At 67.6% G+C, this 16,755-nt stretch carries 17 protein-coding genes; 5 read left to right on the top strand and 12 right to left on the bottom strand.

Annotated features, from left to right (window positions below; genetic code table 11):
- Window positions 1–174 precede the first annotated feature (174 nt).
- On the top strand, window positions 175–606 hold the full coding sequence (locus VXJ37_RS04430; protein WP_331321856.1) for a DUF2177 family protein: 432 nt from the start codon (window positions 175–177) through the stop codon (window positions 604–606).
- A gap of 20 nt (window positions 607–626) precedes the next feature.
- Here the strand turns inward: VXJ37_RS04430 and VXJ37_RS04425 are convergent, their stop codons facing one another.
- From VXJ37_RS04425 to VXJ37_RS04415, 3 genes are all read right to left on the bottom strand, one after another.
- On the bottom strand, window positions 627–773 hold the full coding sequence (locus tag VXJ37_RS04425; RefSeq protein WP_255174672.1) for an MFS transporter small subunit: 147 nt from the start codon (window positions 771–773) through the stop codon (window positions 627–629).
- Window positions 770–2,161, bottom strand: a complete 1,392-nt coding sequence (locus VXJ37_RS04420; protein ID WP_331321855.1) for an OFA family MFS transporter — start codon at window positions 2,159–2,161, stop codon at window positions 770–772. Before VXJ37_RS04420 ends, VXJ37_RS04425 begins: the two co-directional genes overlap by 4 nt.
- 164 nt (window positions 2,162–2,325) lie before the next feature.
- A complete protein-coding gene (locus tag VXJ37_RS04415; RefSeq protein WP_331321854.1) occupies window positions 2,326–3,135 on the bottom strand; it encodes a slipin family protein in 810 nt (269 codons plus the stop codon).
- A gap of 160 nt (window positions 3,136–3,295) precedes the next feature.
- On the opposite strand from VXJ37_RS04415, the gene VXJ37_RS04410 reads away from it, so the two are divergent.
- Complete coding sequence (locus VXJ37_RS04410) at window positions 3,296–4,972, top strand: FAD-binding dehydrogenase (RefSeq protein ID WP_331321853.1); 1,677 nt, start codon at window positions 3,296–3,298, stop codon at window positions 4,970–4,972.
- A gap of 70 nt (window positions 4,973–5,042) precedes the next feature.
- On the opposite strand, the gene VXJ37_RS04405 is transcribed toward VXJ37_RS04410, so the two are convergent.
- Genes VXJ37_RS04405 through VXJ37_RS04395 form a run of 3 tightly spaced genes read right to left on the bottom strand, consistent with a single transcriptional unit; the run spans window position 5,043 to window position 6,795 of the window.
- A complete protein-coding gene (locus tag VXJ37_RS04405) occupies window positions 5,043–5,615 on the bottom strand; it encodes a DUF1254 domain-containing protein (RefSeq protein WP_331321852.1) in 573 nt (190 codons plus the stop codon).
- Window positions 5,612–6,286 (bottom strand): DUF1214 domain-containing protein, encoded by a 675-nt coding sequence (locus VXJ37_RS04400; protein ID WP_331321851.1) that lies wholly within the window; start codon window positions 6,284–6,286, stop codon window positions 5,612–5,614. Before VXJ37_RS04400 ends, VXJ37_RS04405 begins: the two co-directional genes overlap by 4 nt.
- The gene (locus tag VXJ37_RS04395) at window positions 6,283–6,795 is read right to left on the bottom strand and encodes a GNAT family N-acetyltransferase (RefSeq protein WP_331321850.1); all 513 of its coding nucleotides are present in this window, start codon (window positions 6,793–6,795) and stop codon (window positions 6,283–6,285) included. The genes VXJ37_RS04400 and VXJ37_RS04395 overlap by 4 nt, the downstream gene beginning before the upstream one ends.
- 59 nt (window positions 6,796–6,854) lie before the next feature.
- Between VXJ37_RS04395 and VXJ37_RS04390 the strand changes: the two genes are divergently transcribed.
- The 3 genes from VXJ37_RS04390 to VXJ37_RS04380 all read left to right on the top strand — a co-directional run bounded on the left by VXJ37_RS04390 (window position 6,855) and on the right by VXJ37_RS04380 (window position 9,113).
- Entirely contained in the window at window positions 6,855–7,742 is an 888-nt protein-coding gene (locus VXJ37_RS04390) for a potassium channel family protein (protein ID WP_331321849.1), read from the top strand.
- 39 nt (window positions 7,743–7,781) lie between these two features.
- Window positions 7,782–8,288 carry a DinB family protein gene (locus tag VXJ37_RS04385; RefSeq protein ID WP_331321848.1) on the top strand — a complete coding sequence of 169 codons (507 nt, stop codon included), beginning with the start codon at window positions 7,782–7,784 and terminating at the stop codon, window positions 8,286–8,288.
- Window positions 8,289–8,375: 87 nt separating this feature from the next.
- Window positions 8,376–9,113, top strand: a complete 738-nt coding sequence (locus VXJ37_RS04380; RefSeq protein WP_331321846.1) for a hypothetical protein — start codon at window positions 8,376–8,378, stop codon at window positions 9,111–9,113.
- Window position 9,114: 1 nt separating this feature from the next.
- Here VXJ37_RS04380 and VXJ37_RS04375 read toward each other — a convergent pair whose 3' ends face one another.
- The 6 genes from VXJ37_RS04375 to VXJ37_RS04350 all read right to left on the bottom strand — a co-directional run bounded on the left by VXJ37_RS04375 (window position 9,115) and on the right by VXJ37_RS04350 (window position 16,672).
- Window positions 9,115–10,032: a CPBP family intramembrane glutamic endopeptidase gene (locus tag VXJ37_RS04375; RefSeq protein ID WP_331321845.1), complete on the bottom strand. Its 918-nt coding sequence runs from the start codon at window positions 10,030–10,032 to the stop codon at window positions 9,115–9,117.
- 224 nt (window positions 10,033–10,256) lie between these two features.
- Window positions 10,257–12,701 (bottom strand): phosphoenolpyruvate synthase, encoded by a 2,445-nt coding sequence (gene ppsA / locus VXJ37_RS04370; protein WP_331321844.1) that lies wholly within the window; start codon window positions 12,699–12,701, stop codon window positions 10,257–10,259.
- Window positions 12,702–12,846: 145 nt separating this feature from the next.
- On the bottom strand, window positions 12,847–13,680 hold the full coding sequence (locus VXJ37_RS04365) for a pyruvate, water dikinase regulatory protein (RefSeq protein WP_331321843.1): 834 nt from the start codon (window positions 13,678–13,680) through the stop codon (window positions 12,847–12,849).
- A gap of 9 nt (window positions 13,681–13,689) precedes the next feature.
- A complete protein-coding gene (locus VXJ37_RS04360; protein WP_331321842.1) occupies window positions 13,690–14,328 on the bottom strand; it encodes a LutC/YkgG family protein in 639 nt (212 codons plus the stop codon).
- Entirely contained in the window at window positions 14,325–15,872 is a 1,548-nt protein-coding gene (locus tag VXJ37_RS04355; protein ID WP_331321841.1) for a LutB/LldF family L-lactate oxidation iron-sulfur protein, read from the bottom strand. The genes VXJ37_RS04360 and VXJ37_RS04355 overlap by 4 nt, the downstream gene beginning before the upstream one ends.
- On the bottom strand, window positions 15,869–16,672 hold the full coding sequence (locus VXJ37_RS04350) for a (Fe-S)-binding protein (protein ID WP_331321840.1): 804 nt from the start codon (window positions 16,670–16,672) through the stop codon (window positions 15,869–15,871). Before VXJ37_RS04350 ends, VXJ37_RS04355 begins: the two co-directional genes overlap by 4 nt.
- Window positions 16,673–16,755: the final 83 nt, after the last annotated feature.

Raw genomic sequence — 16,755 nt, 5'->3', positions numbered from 1 at the left:
ACAACCGAATTCAACACCAACCCAGCCGCGAGGGCCTTATTTGTTCTTCGGAGCGGGGACGGGCCTGTATGGGTGGAGCGGAACGTCCGCGGTATGGAAGCTCCTGAAAGCAGTCCGGCCACCGCCGCGGCACCGAACAGCTTGTGCACACTCCCCCGATGCAAGGAGCCAAGCATGAGCCCCCGCACCAAGAACTGGCTGGCCGCGTACGCTGCCGGCGCCGTGATTTTCGCGGTGCTGGACGTGGCGTGGATCCTCCTGGTGGCCAACCCGCTGTACCAAAACCAGATTGGCGACCTGCTGGCGCCGAAGGCCAACCTTCCCGCCGCGGTGCTGTTCTACGTCATCTTCGTGGCGGGAATGGTCCACTACGGCATCCGGCCCAACGACCCACGGGCCACGCTGCGGCAGCGGATCACCGGCGGCGGCCTCTTCGGGTTCTTCGCCTACGCCACCTGGGCGCTGACGGGGTTCGCTGTGCTCAAAGACTTCACCGCGCTGGTTGCCGTGACGGACATCCTGTGGGGTGCCGCGGCCTGCAGCCTGGTCACCTGGGTCACGGCAACCATCCTGCGGGGACGGATCACCCGGCCCGCCGCAGCCTGACGCCAAAGCCGGGTGCCGGGCTAACCGAACAGCGCAGCCACCTGGGTCAGCGTCTGGAAGACCCCGTAGGCCAGCGGGATGCCCACCAGGACCCAGGCCAGGACCAGCCTGCCGGTGGACTTGCGGACCGGCTCGTGTGCGCCGTGGGTGTGTGCAGTGCTGCTCATTTCAGGCCTCCCTGGGAAGTTTGGTGCCGCTCGGGGCGGTGTTCATGGAACCGTTCGTCGACCGGCTTGACCAGCAGGTTGGCCACAAACCCGATCACCAGCAGTGCCACCATGGTCAGCAGCGCGGGCTGGTAGGACGCCGCATTCAGCTGGCCGGGCTTTCCCTGCGCGTCCAGGATGCCGTTGACGATCAGGGGCCCGGCCACACCGGCGGCGGACCACGCGGTGAGGAGCCGGCCGTGGATGGCACCCACCTGGTATGTCCCGAACAGGTCCCGCAGGTAGGCCGGGGCGGTGGCGAACCCGCCGCCGTAGAACGAGATGATGATGAAGGCCAGCAGCACGTAGAGGACGGTGGCGCCGGACCCGGCGAAGGCCAGGAGGATGTAGAGAACGGCACCGACGCCCAGGTACACCATGTAAATCCGTTTGCGGCCGGTGACGTCGGAGGTGGCGGACCAGGCGAACCGGCCCGACATGTTGCCGATGGAGAGCAGCCCCACGAAGCCCGCGGCGACGGCGGCGCTGACCAGGGACTTGCCGTCGGACTGCCGGAAGAAGTCCTGGATCATGGGCGCCGCCTGCTCCAGGATGCCGATGCCGGCGGTGACGTTACAGAACAGGGCCACCCACACCAGCCAGAACTGCCGGGTCTTGATGGCATTCCTCGCCGAGACGTTCTCCGTGGTGACGAGCTTGGCCGCCTTGACCTTGCTGGGATCAAACCCGGCGGGGCGCCATCCGTCGGCGGGTACCCGGACAGTGAACGCGCCGAAGAGCATGTAGACGAGATAGACGACGGCGAGGGTCAGGAAGAGCTTGCCCACGGCGTCGCCGCTGGCCACCCAGCCCTGGGCGCCGGAGTTGGGATCGTACGCCTTGAGCAGCGTCTGGGAGACCGGGCTGGCGATCAGCGCGCCGCCGCCGAAGCCCATGATCGCCATGCCGGTGGCCAGGCCGGGCCTGTCCGGGAACCACTTGATCAGGGTGGACACCGGCGAGATGTAGCCGATGCCCAGGCCGATGCCGCCCACCACGCCGTAGCCCAGGTAGACCAGCCAGAGCTGGCGGGTGAAGATGCCCACCGAGCCGATCAGGAAGCCGCCCGCCCAGAACATCGCGGACGTGAACATTGCCTTGCGCGGGCCGTTGGTGTCCACCCAGGTGCCCATGACCGCGGCGGACAGCCCCAGCATCACGATGGCGATGGAGAAGATGACGCCCACCTCGGTCAGGCTGGCGCCGAAATGCTTGACCAGCGCTGTCTTGTACACGCTGGTGGCGTACGCCTGCCCGATGCACAGGTGGACGGCGAGCGCCGCGGGCGGGACCAGCCAGCGGTTGAAGCCCGGCGGGGCGATGGAGTGGTCACGGTCCAGGAAACCCATGGTTGATTCCTTTTGCTTGTCGATGACGTCGATGTCTGATCGATCCAGAGGCGGAAGGCCTTGTTAAAACCCTGGCCCCTTGCCTTGGGCAATCATCATGCAAATGATCAGTAAACGTACTGTTGGCGCGCCGAACGGCGGGGAATTGTCGGCGAGCGGCGGCGTCAGGCCGCTTTGATGGGTGATGTGCTGCCGGACGATGCCGCCTGGCCCTCCCGCGCCAGGAAGGCGGACAGTTCGCCGATGGTGCTCATGAGCGGCGCCGGGAACACCACCGTGGTGTTCTTGTCCACGCCGATTTCCACCAGGGACTGCAGGTTGCGCAGCTGCAATGCCAGCGGGTGGGCCATCATGGTGTCCGATGCGTCGCCGAGCGCCGTTGCTGCGATGGCTTCGCCTTCGGCGGCGATGATCTTTGCCCTCTTCTCACGTTCGGCTTCAGCCTGGCGGGCCATGGCGCGCTTCATGCTTTCGGGCAGCTGGATATCCTTCAGCTCCACCAGCGTGACCTCCACGCCCCACTCGACGCTGAGCACATCGAGTATCTCCCGGATGTCAGCGTTGATCCGTGCGGTCTCGGACAGGGTCTGGTCCAGGGTGTGCTGGCCCACGACTTTCCGCAGGGTGGTCTGTGCGATCTGGTCGATGGCCGCGGCAACGTTTTCGATGGCCACAATGGACTTCACGGCGTCCACCACGCGGTAGTAGGCCACAGCCGAGACGTCCACGCTCACGTTGTCCTGGGTGATGATGCCCTGGGACTGGATGGGCATGGTCACGATCCGCAGGCTGACCAGCAGCAGCCGGTCGATGACGGGAATGATCAGCCGCAGCCCGGGATCCCGCACGCCGACCACGCGGCCAAGCCGGAAGAGGACGCCTTTTTCGAACTGCCGCACGATCCGGACCGCCATCCTGGCGACGATGAGCAGCAGGATGACCAGGACGATGACTACCAATGTGGTGGGGTCCATCAGGATCCCCTCCTGACGTGCTGGATGGGAGCTGCCGGAGCCGGGCCGGCGCCGTGACAGATGTCCTGGCTCCATTCTCCCACCAACCACGAAAGAGAGCTCTAAACCTGCTGTAGGTTGATGCTGGACTCTCACTTATCTCAGGCAGGGCGGGGAACGCATGGACGCGGACGTCTTCATCATCGGCGGCGGGCTGGCCGGCCTGGTGGCCTGCAACGAGCTGGTCCGGGCGGGCAGGCGGGTGGCCGTCGTGGACCAGGAGAACGAGGCCAACCTGGGCGGCCAGGCCTTCTGGTCCCTGGGCGGCCTCTTCCTCGTCGACACTCCGATGCAGCGCCGCCTGGGCGTGAAGGATTCCTTCGAGTTGGCGTGGCAGGACTGGCAGGGGTCGGCCCAGTGGGACCGGCTCTCCGGCCCACATCCCGAGGACGAGTGGGCGCAGCAGTGGGGACGGGCCTACGTGGAGTTCGCCGCCGGTGAGAAGCGCGTGTGGCTTCGGGAGCAGGGCGTCCGGTTCACGCCGCTGGTGGGCTGGGCCGAGCGCGGCGACGGCAGGGCCGGCGGCCACGGCAACTCGGTCCCCCGCTTCCACGTCCCGTGGGGCACCGGCACGGGGGTGTCGGAGCCCTTTGCGGACAAGGCCCGGGAGGCGGCGACGGCGGGCAGCGTCCGTTTCTATTTCCGGCACCGGGTGGACGGTTTAACGTACGACGGCGGCACGGTCACCGGGGTGCGGGGCACGGTGCTGGCACCTGATGCATCCCCGCGCGGGGTTTCCTCCAACCGGGATGTGGTTGGTGAATTCGAACTGCAGGCTCAGGCCGTGGTGATCGCGTCCGGCGGCATCGGCGGCAACCACGGGCAGGTGCGGCGCTGGTGGCCCGAGCGGCTGGGGACGCCCCCGCGGAAGATGGTCACCGGGGTGCCGCAGCACGTGGACGGCCGGATGCTGGACATCGCGGACCAGTCCGGCGTCCGGCTGGTGAACCGCGACCGCATGTGGCACTACACGGAGGGCATCCAGAACTGGGACCCGATTTGGCCGGACCACGCCATCCGGATCCTGCCCGGCCCGTCCTCCCTGTGGTTCGATGCCCTGGGCCGTCGGCTCCCCTCGCCCGGCCTGCCCGGCTACGACACCCTGGCCACACTCCGCCTGCTGCGCACCACCCCTGGCATCCAGGAGCACGACCACTCCTGGTTCATCCTCAACCAGCGGATCATCGAAAAGGAGTTTGCCCTCTCCGGCTCCGAGCAGAACCCGGACATCACCAACCGGGACCTCAAGCTCCTGCTCAAAACGCGGCTGGGCCGCGGCGCCTCCGGTCCCGTCGAGGCGTTCAAGGAGCACGGTGCCGACTTTGTGGTGGCGGACAACCTGGCAGACCTGGTCCGCGGAATGAACGCCCTGACGGAGCAGCCGCTGCTGGACTACGCCCAGCTCAAGCGCCAGATCGGGGAACGCGACGCCGAGATCCGCAACCCCTACTCCAAGGACGTCCAGGTGGCAGGCATCCGGAACAGCCGGCGCTTCCTGGGTGACCGGCTCTTCCGGACCGTGAAACCGCACCGCATCCTGGACCCAAAGGCCGGTCCGCTGATCGCCGCGCGTCTGCACGTGGTCACCAGGAAGACCCTGGGCGGGATCCAGACCAACCTTGCCGGCCAGGCCCTGGGACACGACGGCTCCCCCGTCCCCGGCCTTTACGCTGCCGGGGAAGCTGCCGGTTTCGGCGGCGGCGGCGCCCACGGATACAACGCCCTCGAAGGCACTTTCCTGGGCGGCTGCATCTTCACCGGCCTCACCGTGGGCCGCGCCCTCGCCGCCGCTCTGTAGCCCGGGACGCACCCAGGACTGGCCTGCCACCCGGCCCTGTGCCGCCGTCGTCCGCTGTGCGTCCTTGAAGTTACGGCAGGGGCGCCAGGCGCACCTGCGTCGAGAGCCTGTGGGCTGCTGCCAGGTCGGCGTCGTCGTAGACAAGCACCCGGCCGATGAGCAGCACCGAGCGGCGGGGCGAGGCAATGTGCCCCATCCCGTCCGGGACGTCCCCGGTCCAGCCGGGCCCTGTGATGAGGAAGTCACCCGGTCCCGTGCCGGTGGTGCGCTTGCCGACGTAGGCGAAGTTGGTGTTGGTGGACGGGTTGGTGAACTGCACGCTGTAATACCGTCCTGCCATGTCCGGTACGTGGAGCACCAGCGGCCCTTTGGCGAGGTCCAGCCAGCCCAGGGTCAGCAAGGTGTCGCGGTTGACGCCCGACGACGCCACTTTCGAGGTGCCCGCCGGCAGATTAAGGAAGTCGGCGAAGAGGTCCTCCGACTGGGTGTAGAGGGTATTGACGGGAACAGGACCGTCGCCGAATCCCTTGACCACAATGGCCCGCTTGAACACGGAGAGGAGCATGCGCGGCCAGAAATAGGTGGCAGCGAACCACGTGGCCACCATGACCAGGCCGAAGATGAGCAGGTGTTCCAGCCTCATGGCGTCGGGCCTCCCGCCCTGGCCACCGGCGGGACAACGTAATGTCCGGCCAGGATCCCCGGGCCGGGCTCATAGACCCGCAGCCACAGAATGAACTTCCCGGACGGGGCGGGGAGCCAATTGGAGGTGCCTTCCTTCGGAGGGGTGGCCTGGAGATACACCTCAACGGCGCCGTCGGGGCCGGGGACCAGCCCCGACCTGTCGCCCACGCTGTACCTGCTGAGGGGATTGGCGACGAAGCGGTTCCTGGCGTCCCCCATGGTCAGCGACCAAAAGGCGTTGTTGGGCGGCAGTCCGCCGGGCGGGAACCGCAGGACGTAGCGGTTCCGGCCGGTCAGTTCCCTGCCCGTGGCGTCCGTATTGGCCCACCAGTACACCGCCTCTTCCCGGGAATTCACCGGGCCGGGAAACAGCTGGGCACAGGCAGCGCGCATCAGCACGCCGTTGCCGGGGTCCCCCAGGGCGGGCATGGTGGTCCAGCCGTTGACCCTGACGGCTTTGAGGCGGGCGTAGGCGTGGGCCGTGACGAAAGCCAGGCCGAAGCCGATGAGGAAGCCCTGCAGCACATCGCTGCGGACGGTCCGGTTCAGGGGGAGGAAGAGCATGGCGAGGATGAACGCCACGCAGACTGTTCCTACCAGCGCCGCGAAGTAGCCATAGGTTTTCCTCAACTCCCCGTGGCCTCCTGCGCCCTCCGGACCAGCCGGAGTTCGGGCAGCGCCTCCCACTCGGGCGGCAGGGTGTTGCGCTTGCCGTCAGGCCGGAACCCCTGTTTCAGGTAGAAGGCCAGGGCGCGCGGATTGTCCTCCAGCACCCAGAGATAGGCAGCGCCGGAGCCGACGGCGGCACGCACCAGGGCTGCCCCCAGCCCTGTCCCGTAAGTGTGCCGGAGAGTGTAGATCGAGTAGAGCTCCAGCGTTTCAGGGGCGTCGTCCTCCCGTCCCGGGCCCGCGTCCGCGTACCCCGCCAGCTGGTTGTCGGCGTCGAAGGCGAGGATCCGCGGTTCCCCGGTGTCCAGGAACGCCCGCCGCCGCTCCACCCGCTCCGGGATGCCGGCCCTGCGCCGCTCGAAGAAGGCCGGCGACAGCAGGTGCCGGTAACACTCCTCGTGCGCCTGCGTCTGCATCAGCACCACCGCTTCGGCGTCCTCCGGCGTTGCCTGGCGAAGTAGAAAATCCATGGCGCCAGCCTAGCCACCGGAGCGGCGTTACCGGCAGGGTGCGCCACTTAAGATGAGGCATGGACTTCGAGGGCGTGCTCTTCACCGCGGTAGGCGCCGCGCTGATTCTGCTGATGGTGGCCGACGTCTTCCTTACGCTGCTGTACCCCCACGGGTCGGGACCGGTGGGGCGGACCATCATGCGCGTGTTCTGGCGCGTGTCCAGCAAAGTCCGGGGCGGAGCGTCCTCCATTGCTGCCCCGCTGGCCATGGCCGCCGTCATCGCCGCGTGGGCATCCCTGGCTGCGGTCGGATGGGCGCTGCTGTATCTCCCCCACCTGCCGGGCGGGTTCTCCTACTCAGCTGACATCCCCCGGAACGCCGACTTCGCCGAGGCGCTCTACATTTCGCTGGTGGCCCTCTCCACCGCGGGGTTCGGCGAAATCGTGGCCATCCATCCCGTCCTTCGGCTGGTGATGGCATTCCAGGCCGTGGCCGGTTTTGGCCTCCTGACCGCCACGGTGTCCTGGATCCTGCAGACCTACCCCGCGTTGAGCAGGCGCCGCGCGCTTGCACACCAGCTGAACCTGTTCCGGGAAGCCGCGGGACCCTCCGGCATCTCGTCCCTGGAACCCGGACACGCCGCGGGGCTGCTGGAATCGATGGCCGAGAACGTAGCCTCCGTGAGCATCGATCTCCTGTCCTTCAACGAGACCTACTACTTCCACGAGGTGGAGCAGCGGGGTTCGCTTCCGGCCACCCTTGCCTACGCCCACGGGCTGGCTACCGAGGCCCAGGGCAGCGACAACCCGGAACTCCGGTTTGCCGGCAGGATGCTCTACGCGGCGCTGGAGGACCTGGCCGAGGTGCTGCGCGGGAAGTTCGGCCATGTGGGAGACACCTCCTCGGATGTGTTCGACCACTACGAGCTCCACCACCGGCACCGGCGGCCTTCGGAGCGGACGTGACGCGGCGATACTTCGGGGCCGGCTTGCTAGGGTCTGCGTATGCCTTCCCACATCCACTCCATGGACGATGTCATCAATGAGCCTGAGCGCGTCCAGTTCGAGTTCTTCCTGGACGAACACCGGGCCGCGCTCAATGAGTGCCTGGACAGGCTGAGCGAGGAGCAGGCCCGGCGCCGGCTGGTTCCTTCCCGGACCACCCTGCTGGGGTTGGTGAAGCACGCCACCTTCGTGGAGAAGGTCTGGTTCGATGAGGCCTTCACCGGCCGGCCCCGGAACGAGATCGGCATCCCGGCCACGCCGGACGAATCGTTCATCCTGGACGACGGCGACACCATCGCCTCCGTCCGCGCAGCACACAGCGAAGCGTGCGCCGCATCCCGGACCGCTGCCGCCCGCCTGAGCCTGGATGACGTCGTGACCGGTAACCGCCGGGGGCCACTGCCGCTGCGCTGGGTGTACCTGCACATGCTGCGGGAACTGGCGCAGCACTGCGGCCACGCGGACATCCTCCGCGAGCAGGTCCTGGCAGCGGAAAGCTTGGACTGACCCCGCATTGCCGGCGTGGCACAGTCCGTTGTAGCGGCGGGGGGCCAGGCGTAAACTCAGCCTCCCACCCATACGGAGGCGGAAGCCATGAAGACCATCCGGACGCGGGCCCTCGAAGCAGAACACCACGCCACGCTCACACCCGGCGATGACGAACGCTTCTCCGGATACGGCGTGATGGGACTGCCGTTCAGTTCCGGCTACGTCCTGGCCATGCGGCGCTTCCCGGTCACCAGCGTGGGCCCCGGCTACACCTCGGTGTGGCTGCGCCGGCCCGACGGCTCCTGGACCATCTACGCTGACGCTGCACCGGACGTTTCCTGCGCCCGCTATTTCGGTGCAGACCTGAGCGAGGCCGTCCAATGCGATGTTGGCGTCAGCTGGACCCGGGACACGGCCTTCACCGTGACCATCGGCCGGGGCGTGGACCTCACCTGGGACGTTGAACTCGAGTCGACGCCCGTGACAGCTGCCATGAGCGCTGTCATGTCGGCGCTGCCCCACGCGCTCCTGGCCAACAAGGCGTTCCTGAAAACCATGGGTTCCGCCGCAGGGCCCATCCTCAGCGCCGGACACCTCGGATTGGCGGGCAACGTACCCAACAAACAGGGCTTCCGGGCCAAGCCCCGGCGCATGTGGTTCATCTCCCGCAGCTCGGCAACCCTGGGTGGCGAGGACCTGGGCACCCCGCAGCCACTCCCTGTGCAGACCCGCCTTGGAGACTTCCGGATTCCCCAGCGCGGCATCTTCGTGATCGGCGCATCGGCCTTCGACCGGTTCGACCCCGCCCAGCATCTGCCCGCCACCGTCCGCCGGACCCCGTAGCCTACCTCCGCCGCCGCCTCGGCCGGTGCAGTGACCGGACGTGGATTGGCAGGAACCGCCGTGGGCCCACCATCTCGCCCCGGCTTGTCAATGCCACCGCGGCAACCACCAGCCACATGGTGGCGGCCTGCCCCCACGGGTAGACCTGCTGGGGTACCCCGGGCGTCAGCGGGTTGAGGATGAACTGGAATGCCGACAGGCTGGCGTGCATCAAGGCCGCCACCAGCACGCTCCCAGTATGGTCGTAGACCCAGACCATGAGCACCCGGTAGGCCGTCAGCTGTCCGGCCACGACCGCCGCGACCCACAGGGACATGAAGACGGCGAGCGGCACGCCGCCGTTCGTCCCGCCGCCGCCCCAGTAGTTCACGAAGAAGTGCCAGGCGCCCCACACCACCCCCACCAGGACCCCTGTCCAAAGAACGCTGTAGTGCTGCCTGGCCCGGGGAATGGCGAACCCGGTCCAACCGATCTCCTCAAGCAGCCCGACCACCAGCCCCAGTACAACCGCCGTGCCGAGTGTCCCCGCCCTGTCCGGCTCCGTGGCAATCCTCGGCGCATAATCCAGGGAGGATATCCAGAGCACCAGCACCGGGGCCGCCAACGTCACGGGCGCCACCAGCAGGGCGAAGAGGTACCAGCGCCCCTCGACCCGCCAGGTGAGCAGCCGCGTCCAGAGATCCCGGTACCCCTCCCGCCCCGACAGGACTCCCGTCAGGACCAGGCTGGCTACCGCGGGCCCCAGCAGCATGGCCGGCACCGTGGCGGGAATGGTGCGCTGGAACTGTTCAGGGGTGGGTGAGAGGCCGCCGGTGACCAGCCACACGGCGGTCACTATGGCGCCCCAGGACAGGAAGAGGGTGACGGCGAAGTACCACGGCAAAGGGTGCCGGCGCATGGAAGCCGTCAGGGCAGGCATCGGATCCCTCCGCCGTCCAGGCCGCGGGGCGGCCCACCGGCTCTCCCCTGCTCGACGCCGGTCCGGCATCCCTGCTCGAACGGCACCTCCCACATACGTCCAGTATCGCCCCGGCAGCCGGTGCGGCAATCCCCCAATTTGCAGGGCTTTCCACGCAAAGGGGCGGTTCCGTCACCGGCCGGTTGGCAGGTGGCGGAACCGCCCCTTGGACTACGGGTTAGGGGCTACGCAGCGCCGGCGGCAACCGCCGCGCCCTGGACCCCGGTGTCCGAAGCCCCGGTGTCCGACGCGCTGTCCGCTGCATCTGCCAGCCGAAGCCAGGTGTCCACCACGGTGTCCGGGTTGAGGGAGACGGAGTTGACTCCTTCCTTCACCAGCCATTCGGCGAAGTCGGGGTGGTCGCTGGGGCCCTGGCCGCAGATGCCCACGTACTTTTCCCGGGCCCGGCAGGCCTTGATGGCCATGCTGAGCAGCTTCTTCACGGCCGCGTCCCGCTCGTCGAAGCTGTTGGCCACGATTGCGGAGTCGCGGTCCAGGCCAAGGGTCAGCTGGGTCATGTCGTTGGAGCCGATGGAGAACCCGTCGAAGTGCTCCAGGAACTCGTCTGCCAGCAGCGCGTTGGAGGGCAGCTCGCACATCATGATCACTTCCAGGCCGTTCTCGCCGCGGCGCAGGCCGTTCTCGGCAAGCAGTTCAATGACGCCCTGCGCCTCGTCCAGGGTCCGCACGAACGGAATCATGAGCTTGACGTTGGTCAGGCCCATCTCGTTGCGGACAAAGGACAGGGCCTCGCACTCGAGGTCGAAGCAGTCCCGGAAGGAGGGCTCCAGGTACCGGGAGGCGCCACGGAACCCGATCATCGGGTTCTCCTCGTGCGGCTCGTACGCCGGGCCACCGATCAGGTTGGCGTACTCGTTGGACTTGAAGTCGGACATGCGCACGATCACCGGCTCCGGCGCGAACGCCGCGGCGATGGTGGCCACGCCTTCGGCCAACCGCTTGATGTAGTAGTCGCGCGGGCTGTCGTAGGCGCTGATCCGGCCGCGGATTTCGGCGGCGACATCTTCCGGCTGGGTGTCCAGGTTCAGCAGGGCCTTGGGGTGGATGCCGATCTGCCGGTTGATGATGAACTCCAGCCGGGCCAGGCCCACGCCGTGGTTGGGCAGCTGCGCGAACGTGAAGGCCTGCTCCGGCGTGCCCACGTTCATCATGACCTTCACCGGTGCCTCGGGAAGGGTGGTGATGCCGGTTTCCTCCACGCTGAAGTCCAGCAGGCCCTGGTAGATGGCTCCGGTCTCGCCGTCGGCGCAGGACACGGTGACTTCCTGGCCATCGGACAGGGCGTCGGTGGCGTTGCCGGTGCCCACGACGGCGGGAATGCCCAGTTCGCGGGCGATGATGGCTGCGTGGCAGGTGCGTCCGCCGCGGTTGGTGACGATCGCGGAGGCGCGCTTCATGATCGGTTCCCAGTCGGGGTCGGTCATGTCCGCCACCAGGACGTCGCCGGTCTGGAACGAGGCCATCTGGTCGATCGCGGTGAGGATCCGGACCTTGCCGGCCCCGATGCGCTGGCCAATGGCGCGGCCCTCCACCAGCACGGGGCCGGTGCCGTTGAGGCGGAACCGGCTCATGCTGCCGGGCGCGCGGCGGGACTGCACGGTTTCCGGGCGGGCCTGCAGGATGTATAGGCCGCCGTCGATCCCGTCCTTGCCCCACTCAATGTCCATCGGACGGCCGTAGTGCTTTTCAATGGCGATGGCGTGCCGCGCAAGCTGCTCCACGTCGTCGTCCGTCAGGCTGAAGCGCGCCCGCTGGGACTCCTCCACCGGCACGAAGTCGATGGTGCGCCCCACCTCGCTGCTGTCGGTGTACGTCATCTGGAGGGCCTTCTCGCCCAGGCCGCGCTTGAGGATCGCCGGGCGGCCGGCCTCCAGGGCGGGCTTGTACACGTAGAACTCGTCCGGGTTCACGGCGCCCTGCACCACGGCTTCGCCCAGCCCGTAGGAGGAGGTGACGAAGACGGCGTCCTGGAAACCGGATTCGGTGTCCATGGTGAACATGACGCCGGACGCGCCGACGTCGGAACGGACCATGCGCTGGATACCGGCGGACAGTGCCACCTCGGCATGCTCGAACTTGTGGTGCACGCGGTAGGCGATGGCGCGGTCGTTGTAGAGCGAGGCGAAGACGTCCTTGATGGCCTGCAGGATGTTCCCGATGCCGCGCACGTTCAGGAAGGTTTCCTGCTGCCCGGCAAAGGAGGCATCGGGAAGGTCCTCAGCGGTGGCGCTGGACCGGACGGCCCAGGACAGGTCCGCGGAGCCGGCATGCTTGTCCACCAACTGCTGGTATGCCTCACGCACCTGCGCCTCGAAGTCGGGCAGGAAGGGGGTATCGCGGATCAGTGCACGGATTTCCTGGCCCGCGGAGGCCAGCGCGGTCACGTCATCGGTGTCCAGCCCGACCAGCCTGTCGGCGATCTTCTGGTCCAGTCCGGAGTCGGACAGGAACCGGCGGTAGGCGTCAGCCGTGGTGGCGAACCCGTCCGGCACCTGGACGCCGGCGGAGGTGAGGTTCTGCACCATCTCGCCCAGGGAGGCGTTCTTGCCGCCCACCTTGTCCAGGTCCTTCAGTCCGAGTTCAGAGAACCAGAGAACGTCTGTGGTCATAATTGCTGCTCCTTTGCAGTGGGGTGGCGTGGGCGTGGCCGGCCGCCCACGGTAGTGGGCAGCCGGAGGAAATTCCAGTCAACAGTGGCAGGTTCCCGGCACACTTTCCACATGATGTGCGCCATGCCACATTTGTGAAACGGCGCTAGTGCTTGAGGTTCATCCGCTGCAGGATGGTGGCCGCCATTTCCTCCACGGAGACGGTGGCCGAGTTCAGGTACGGGATCCGGTGCGAGACGTACAGCTGCTCGGCGCTGCGCAGCTCGAAGCCGCACTGCCGCAGCGACGCGTACGGCGAGCTGGGCCGGCGCTCGGTGCGGATCTGGCTGAGGCGCAGCGGGTTGGAGGACAGGCCGAAACACTTCGACACGAAAGGCCGCAGCGGCTTGGGCAGCCCGTCCCGCTGGAAATCCTCATCCACGAGGGGGAAGTTCGCGGCAAAGATCCCGTGCTGGAGCGCCAGGTACATGGTGGTGGGGGTCTTGCCGCACCGGGACGGCGCCACCAGGATCACCTGGGCCTTCTCCAGGGCACGCAGGCTCTGGCCGTCGTCGTGCTCCATGGCGTACTCCACGGCGGCCATCCGGGACTGGTAGCGCGCGGCGTTCCCCAGCCCGTGCGCCCGGCCCGGCTCCCCGCTGGCCGGCGTGCCCAGCGCCTTCTCCAGGACGCCCACATGGGTTCCGATCAGATCCACGATCACGCCCTTGCAGCCGGCCAGGATCTGCCGGATTTCGCTGCTGACAGCCGTGGAGAAAACCAGGGGCTGGGGGCCGCTTGCGGCCAGGCCGTCGATGGTCCGCACCACGGACCGCGCCTGTTCCGCCGTGGTGATGAACGGGATGGTGACCCGGTCAAAGTTGTCCACCGGGAACTGCGTCAGCAGGGTGTTGCCCAGCGTTTCCGCGGTGATGCCGGTGCTGTCCGACAGGAAGTAGACAGGCCGCAGGGCAGGAGTGTTCAGAGCAGCAGTGGTCATGGCACGACTTTAGCGGGCGATGATGACATCAAGCCTCCGCGGGCCGTGGACCCCCTCCACGCGTTCCAGCTCAATGTCACTGGTGGCGCTCGGCCCGCTGATCATGGTGATGGGCCGGGTCCCTTCGATCCTGCGCAGCGCCTCGGGCAGGATGCCGGCGATGTCCGCGGCCTTCACCACGCAGATGTGGTGGTCCGGGACCAGGCTGATGGCGCGGCGGCCCTGGGTGGCGCTGCCGTCCAGGATGATGGTGCCCGTCTCGGCCACGGCCACGGCGCTGCCGGTCACCACCGCGTCCGTGGCGTCCAGGTCGGCAACGCTGAGCGGATCCGCCGGAGAATCCGTCCGACGGCGGGAGGTGCCGGCGCCGTCGTCGTCCATCCCTGCCAGCCAGGCGGCCTCGAGCCCTTCCGGCACAACGTACGTCTTCGCACCTTCCAGGAGCGATGCGATCCGGGCGGGCACGTCACTTTCCGGCACGACCGCCACCTGCGCCTTGTAGTCCACCAGCCGGTCCACCAGCAGTTCAATCAGTCCGTCTGTACCCATCCCGGACGCTGCCCGGTACTCCCGGGGGATCTGCGGCGCCTCGGGGCTGTCCTGCAACGCGGTCCGGATCCGCGTGAGGATGTCTTCGCGTGCACTCATTGCTGGGCTTCCTTCTCGTCTCGTGACGGTTCGTGGGAGTGTCCGGGGTCCGGCTGTCCAGGCGAGCCGGCGTCCCGGTGTTCCTTGGCCCACCAGTCCCGGAACGACTGCGCCGGGGGTGCCGGAATGTCGCGGCTTTGGGTCCAGCCGCCGGCGATGCCGGGAAGCCTGGTGATCTTCCGGTCGGGCCCGGCGGCCAGGCGGCCCAGTGGCAGGCCCTTCTCCACCAGTCCCAGGCGCTTGCCGGAGGACAATGCCCAGGACGCCGCCTTCATGCCCACATCCATCTGGCTGGGGAGCTTCTTTGTCCCGCGCTTGCTGTCCACGTCCACGCTGCGAAGGTGCACCAGGATGTCCGGGATGTTGATCTTCACCGGGCAGGCGTCATAGCAGGCCCCGCAGAGGGAGGAGGCGTACGGCAGCGAACTGTTTTCCTCCGCCTTGATACCGGTCAGCAGCGGGGAAAGAATGGCGCCAATGGGGCCGGGATACGTGGAGCCGTAGGCGTGGCCGCCCGTGCGCTCGTACACCGGGCAGACGTTCATGCAGGCGCTGCAGCGGATGCAGTGCAGGGCGGAGCGGCCCATCTGGTCTGCGAGCGCGGCGCTGCGGCCGTTGTCCAGGAGCACCAGGTGCACGTTCTGCGGTCCATCGCCCTCCATGACACCGGTCCACAGCGAGGTGTACGGGTTCATCCGCTCCCCGGTGGAGGACCTTGGGAGCAGCTGCATGAACACTTCCAGGTCCTGCCAGGTGGGCAGCAGCTTTTCGATGCCCATCACGGTGATCAGCGTTTCCGGCAGGGTGAGGCACATGCGCCCGTTGCCCTCGGACTCGACGACGGCCAGGGTGCCGGAATCGGCGATGGCGAAGTTGGCCCCGGACACTGCCACCTTGGCGGTGAGGAACTTGCGGCGCAGGTGCTCGCGGGCTGCCATGGCCAGGACGGGTGGGTCGTCAGTGAGCGCAGGATCGGCGTCCGGCATTTCACGGAGGAAGATGTCCCGGATTTCGGTGCGGTTCTTGTGGATGGCAGGGACCAGGATGTGGCTGGGCTTGTCGTGGTCCAGCTGGACGATGAGTTCAGCAAGGTCCGTTTCGAAGGCCTGGATTCCCTGTTCCTCGAGGTATTCGTTGAGCCCGATCTCCTGGGTGGCCATGGACTTGACCTTGACCACCTCGGTTTCGCCGGTCTCCCGGACCAGTGCGGCCACGATTTCGTTGGCCTCCCTGGCGTCGCGGGCCCAGTGGATCACGCCGCCGCGGGCCGTGAAGTTCTTTTCGAAATCCTCCAGCAGTTCGGGCAGCCTGGCCATCACGGACTCCTTGATGGCGGACCCGGCATCGCGGAGCTGTTCCCAGTCGGGCAGTTCGGAGACCACTGCCTGGCGTTTGTCGCGGATGGTGTGCGTGGCATGGCCAAGGTTGGCCCGCAGCTGGGCATTGTCCAGTTCGCGGTGCGCGGCGGCGGGAAAGGTCTCCTCCGCGAAGAGGTTGCCCGAGCCGTAGGCCGGAAGGGCGGGCATTCCCAAAAAGGTGGTCATCGGAGGGCCTTTCCGGTGGAGACGCGGACTTCGCCGGTGACGGACGCCGGCTCTTCCAGGGTGCTGGCGAGGATTTCGGCCAGGTGGAGGGTGGCGGTGGAGCTGCCCTGCCGGGACAGGCCGCCGCCGATGTGCATCAGGCAGGAGGCATCACCGCCGGTGCAGAGCTCGGCCCCGGTGGACTCGACGTTGGCCGCCTTGTCCCGGAGCATGGCCGAGGAAACATCGGCATTTTTCATGGAGAACGTACCGCCGAAGCCGCAGCACTGGTCCGCCTCGGGAAGCTCGGCAAGGTCGATTCCCTGCACGGTCCGCAGCAGGCGGGACTGCCGGTCCCCGAGCCGCAGCAGGCGCATGCCGTGGCAGCTGGGGTGGTAGGTGACCCGGTGCGGAAAGTAGGAGCCCAGTTGGGCGCCGGCGTCGGTCACACCGAGCACGTCCACCAGCAGTTCGGACAGTTCGTAGGTTTTGGCGCCGACGGCGGTGGCGCGGGCTTCCAGCGCGGCGTCACCGCAGGAGCGGGCCACCATGGGGTGCTGGTGCTTGACGGAGGCAACGCAGGATCCGGAGGGGGCGACGGCGACGTCGTAGTCCGCGGTGTCGAAGGCGGCCACGTGGTTCGCCACGACGGGAACGGCTTCGTTGAGGTAGCCGCTGTTGACGTGCATCTGGCCGCAGCAGGCCTGGCCGGAGGGGAACACCACTTCGTGTCCCAGGCGCTCCAGGATCTTGACCGTGGCCTTCGCCGTGGCCGGGTACATCGCATCCACGATGCAGGTGGCGAACAAGGCAATTCTCATGGCGGCCTTCCGGAATGGTTGGGAATGCTTCTATGGTCTGACCACAGTAGACCACGTGAGCACCGCCACCCACAAGCCCATCC

This window comes from Pseudarthrobacter phenanthrenivorans (genome assembly GCF_036455295.1).
Classification (GTDB): Bacteria; Actinomycetota; Actinomycetes; order Actinomycetales; family Micrococcaceae; genus Arthrobacter; species Arthrobacter phenanthrenivorans_C.
Note: the sequence above shows the minus strand (reverse complement) of the source record. Positions and strands in the feature narration are given on the sequence as shown.

What these genes read in the sequence shown, in the direction of transcription:
- VXJ37_RS04430 (WP_331321856.1), top strand. Translation starts at nt 175, where the DNA reads ATGAGCCCCCGCACCAAGAACTGGCTGGCCGCGTACGCTGCCGGCGCC.
- VXJ37_RS04410 (WP_331321853.1), top strand. Translation starts at nt 3,296, where the DNA reads ATGGACGCGGACGTCTTCATCATCGGCGGCGGGCTGGCCGGCCTGGTG.
- VXJ37_RS04405 (WP_331321852.1), bottom strand. Translation starts at nt 5,615, where the DNA reads ATGAGGCTGGAACACCTGCTCATCTTCGGCCTGGTCATGGTGGCCACG.
- VXJ37_RS04420 (WP_331321855.1), bottom strand. Translation starts at nt 2,161, where the DNA reads ATGGGTTTCCTGGACCGTGACCACTCCATCGCCCCGCCGGGCTTCAAC.
- VXJ37_RS04350 (WP_331321840.1), bottom strand. Translation starts at nt 16,672, where the DNA reads ATGAGAATTGCCTTGTTCGCCACCTGCATCGTGGATGCGATGTACCCG.
- ppsA (WP_331321844.1), bottom strand. Translation starts at nt 12,701, where the DNA reads ATGACCACAGACGTTCTCTGGTTCTCTGAACTCGGACTGAAGGACCTG.
- VXJ37_RS04385 (WP_331321848.1), top strand. Translation starts at nt 7,782, where the DNA reads ATGCCTTCCCACATCCACTCCATGGACGATGTCATCAATGAGCCTGAG.
- VXJ37_RS04415 (WP_331321854.1), bottom strand. Translation starts at nt 3,135, where the DNA reads ATGGACCCCACCACATTGGTAGTCATCGTCCTGGTCATCCTGCTGCTC.
- VXJ37_RS04375 (WP_331321845.1), bottom strand. Translation starts at nt 10,032, where the DNA reads ATGCCTGCCCTGACGGCTTCCATGCGCCGGCACCCTTTGCCGTGGTAC.
- VXJ37_RS04395 (WP_331321850.1), bottom strand. Translation starts at nt 6,795, where the DNA reads ATGGATTTTCTACTTCGCCAGGCAACGCCGGAGGACGCCGAAGCGGTG.
- VXJ37_RS04425 (WP_255174672.1), bottom strand. Translation starts at nt 773, where the DNA reads ATGAGCAGCACTGCACACACCCACGGCGCACACGAGCCGGTCCGCAAG.
- VXJ37_RS04355 (WP_331321841.1), bottom strand. Translation starts at nt 15,872, where the DNA reads ATGACCACCTTTTTGGGAATGCCCGCCCTTCCGGCCTACGGCTCGGGC.
- VXJ37_RS04360 (WP_331321842.1), bottom strand. Translation starts at nt 14,328, where the DNA reads ATGAGTGCACGCGAAGACATCCTCACGCGGATCCGGACCGCGTTGCAG.
- VXJ37_RS04390 (WP_331321849.1), top strand. Translation starts at nt 6,855, where the DNA reads ATGGACTTCGAGGGCGTGCTCTTCACCGCGGTAGGCGCCGCGCTGATT.
- VXJ37_RS04380 (WP_331321846.1), top strand. Translation starts at nt 8,376, where the DNA reads ATGAAGACCATCCGGACGCGGGCCCTCGAAGCAGAACACCACGCCACG.
- VXJ37_RS04365 (WP_331321843.1), bottom strand. Translation starts at nt 13,680, where the DNA reads ATGACCACTGCTGCTCTGAACACTCCTGCCCTGCGGCCTGTCTACTTC.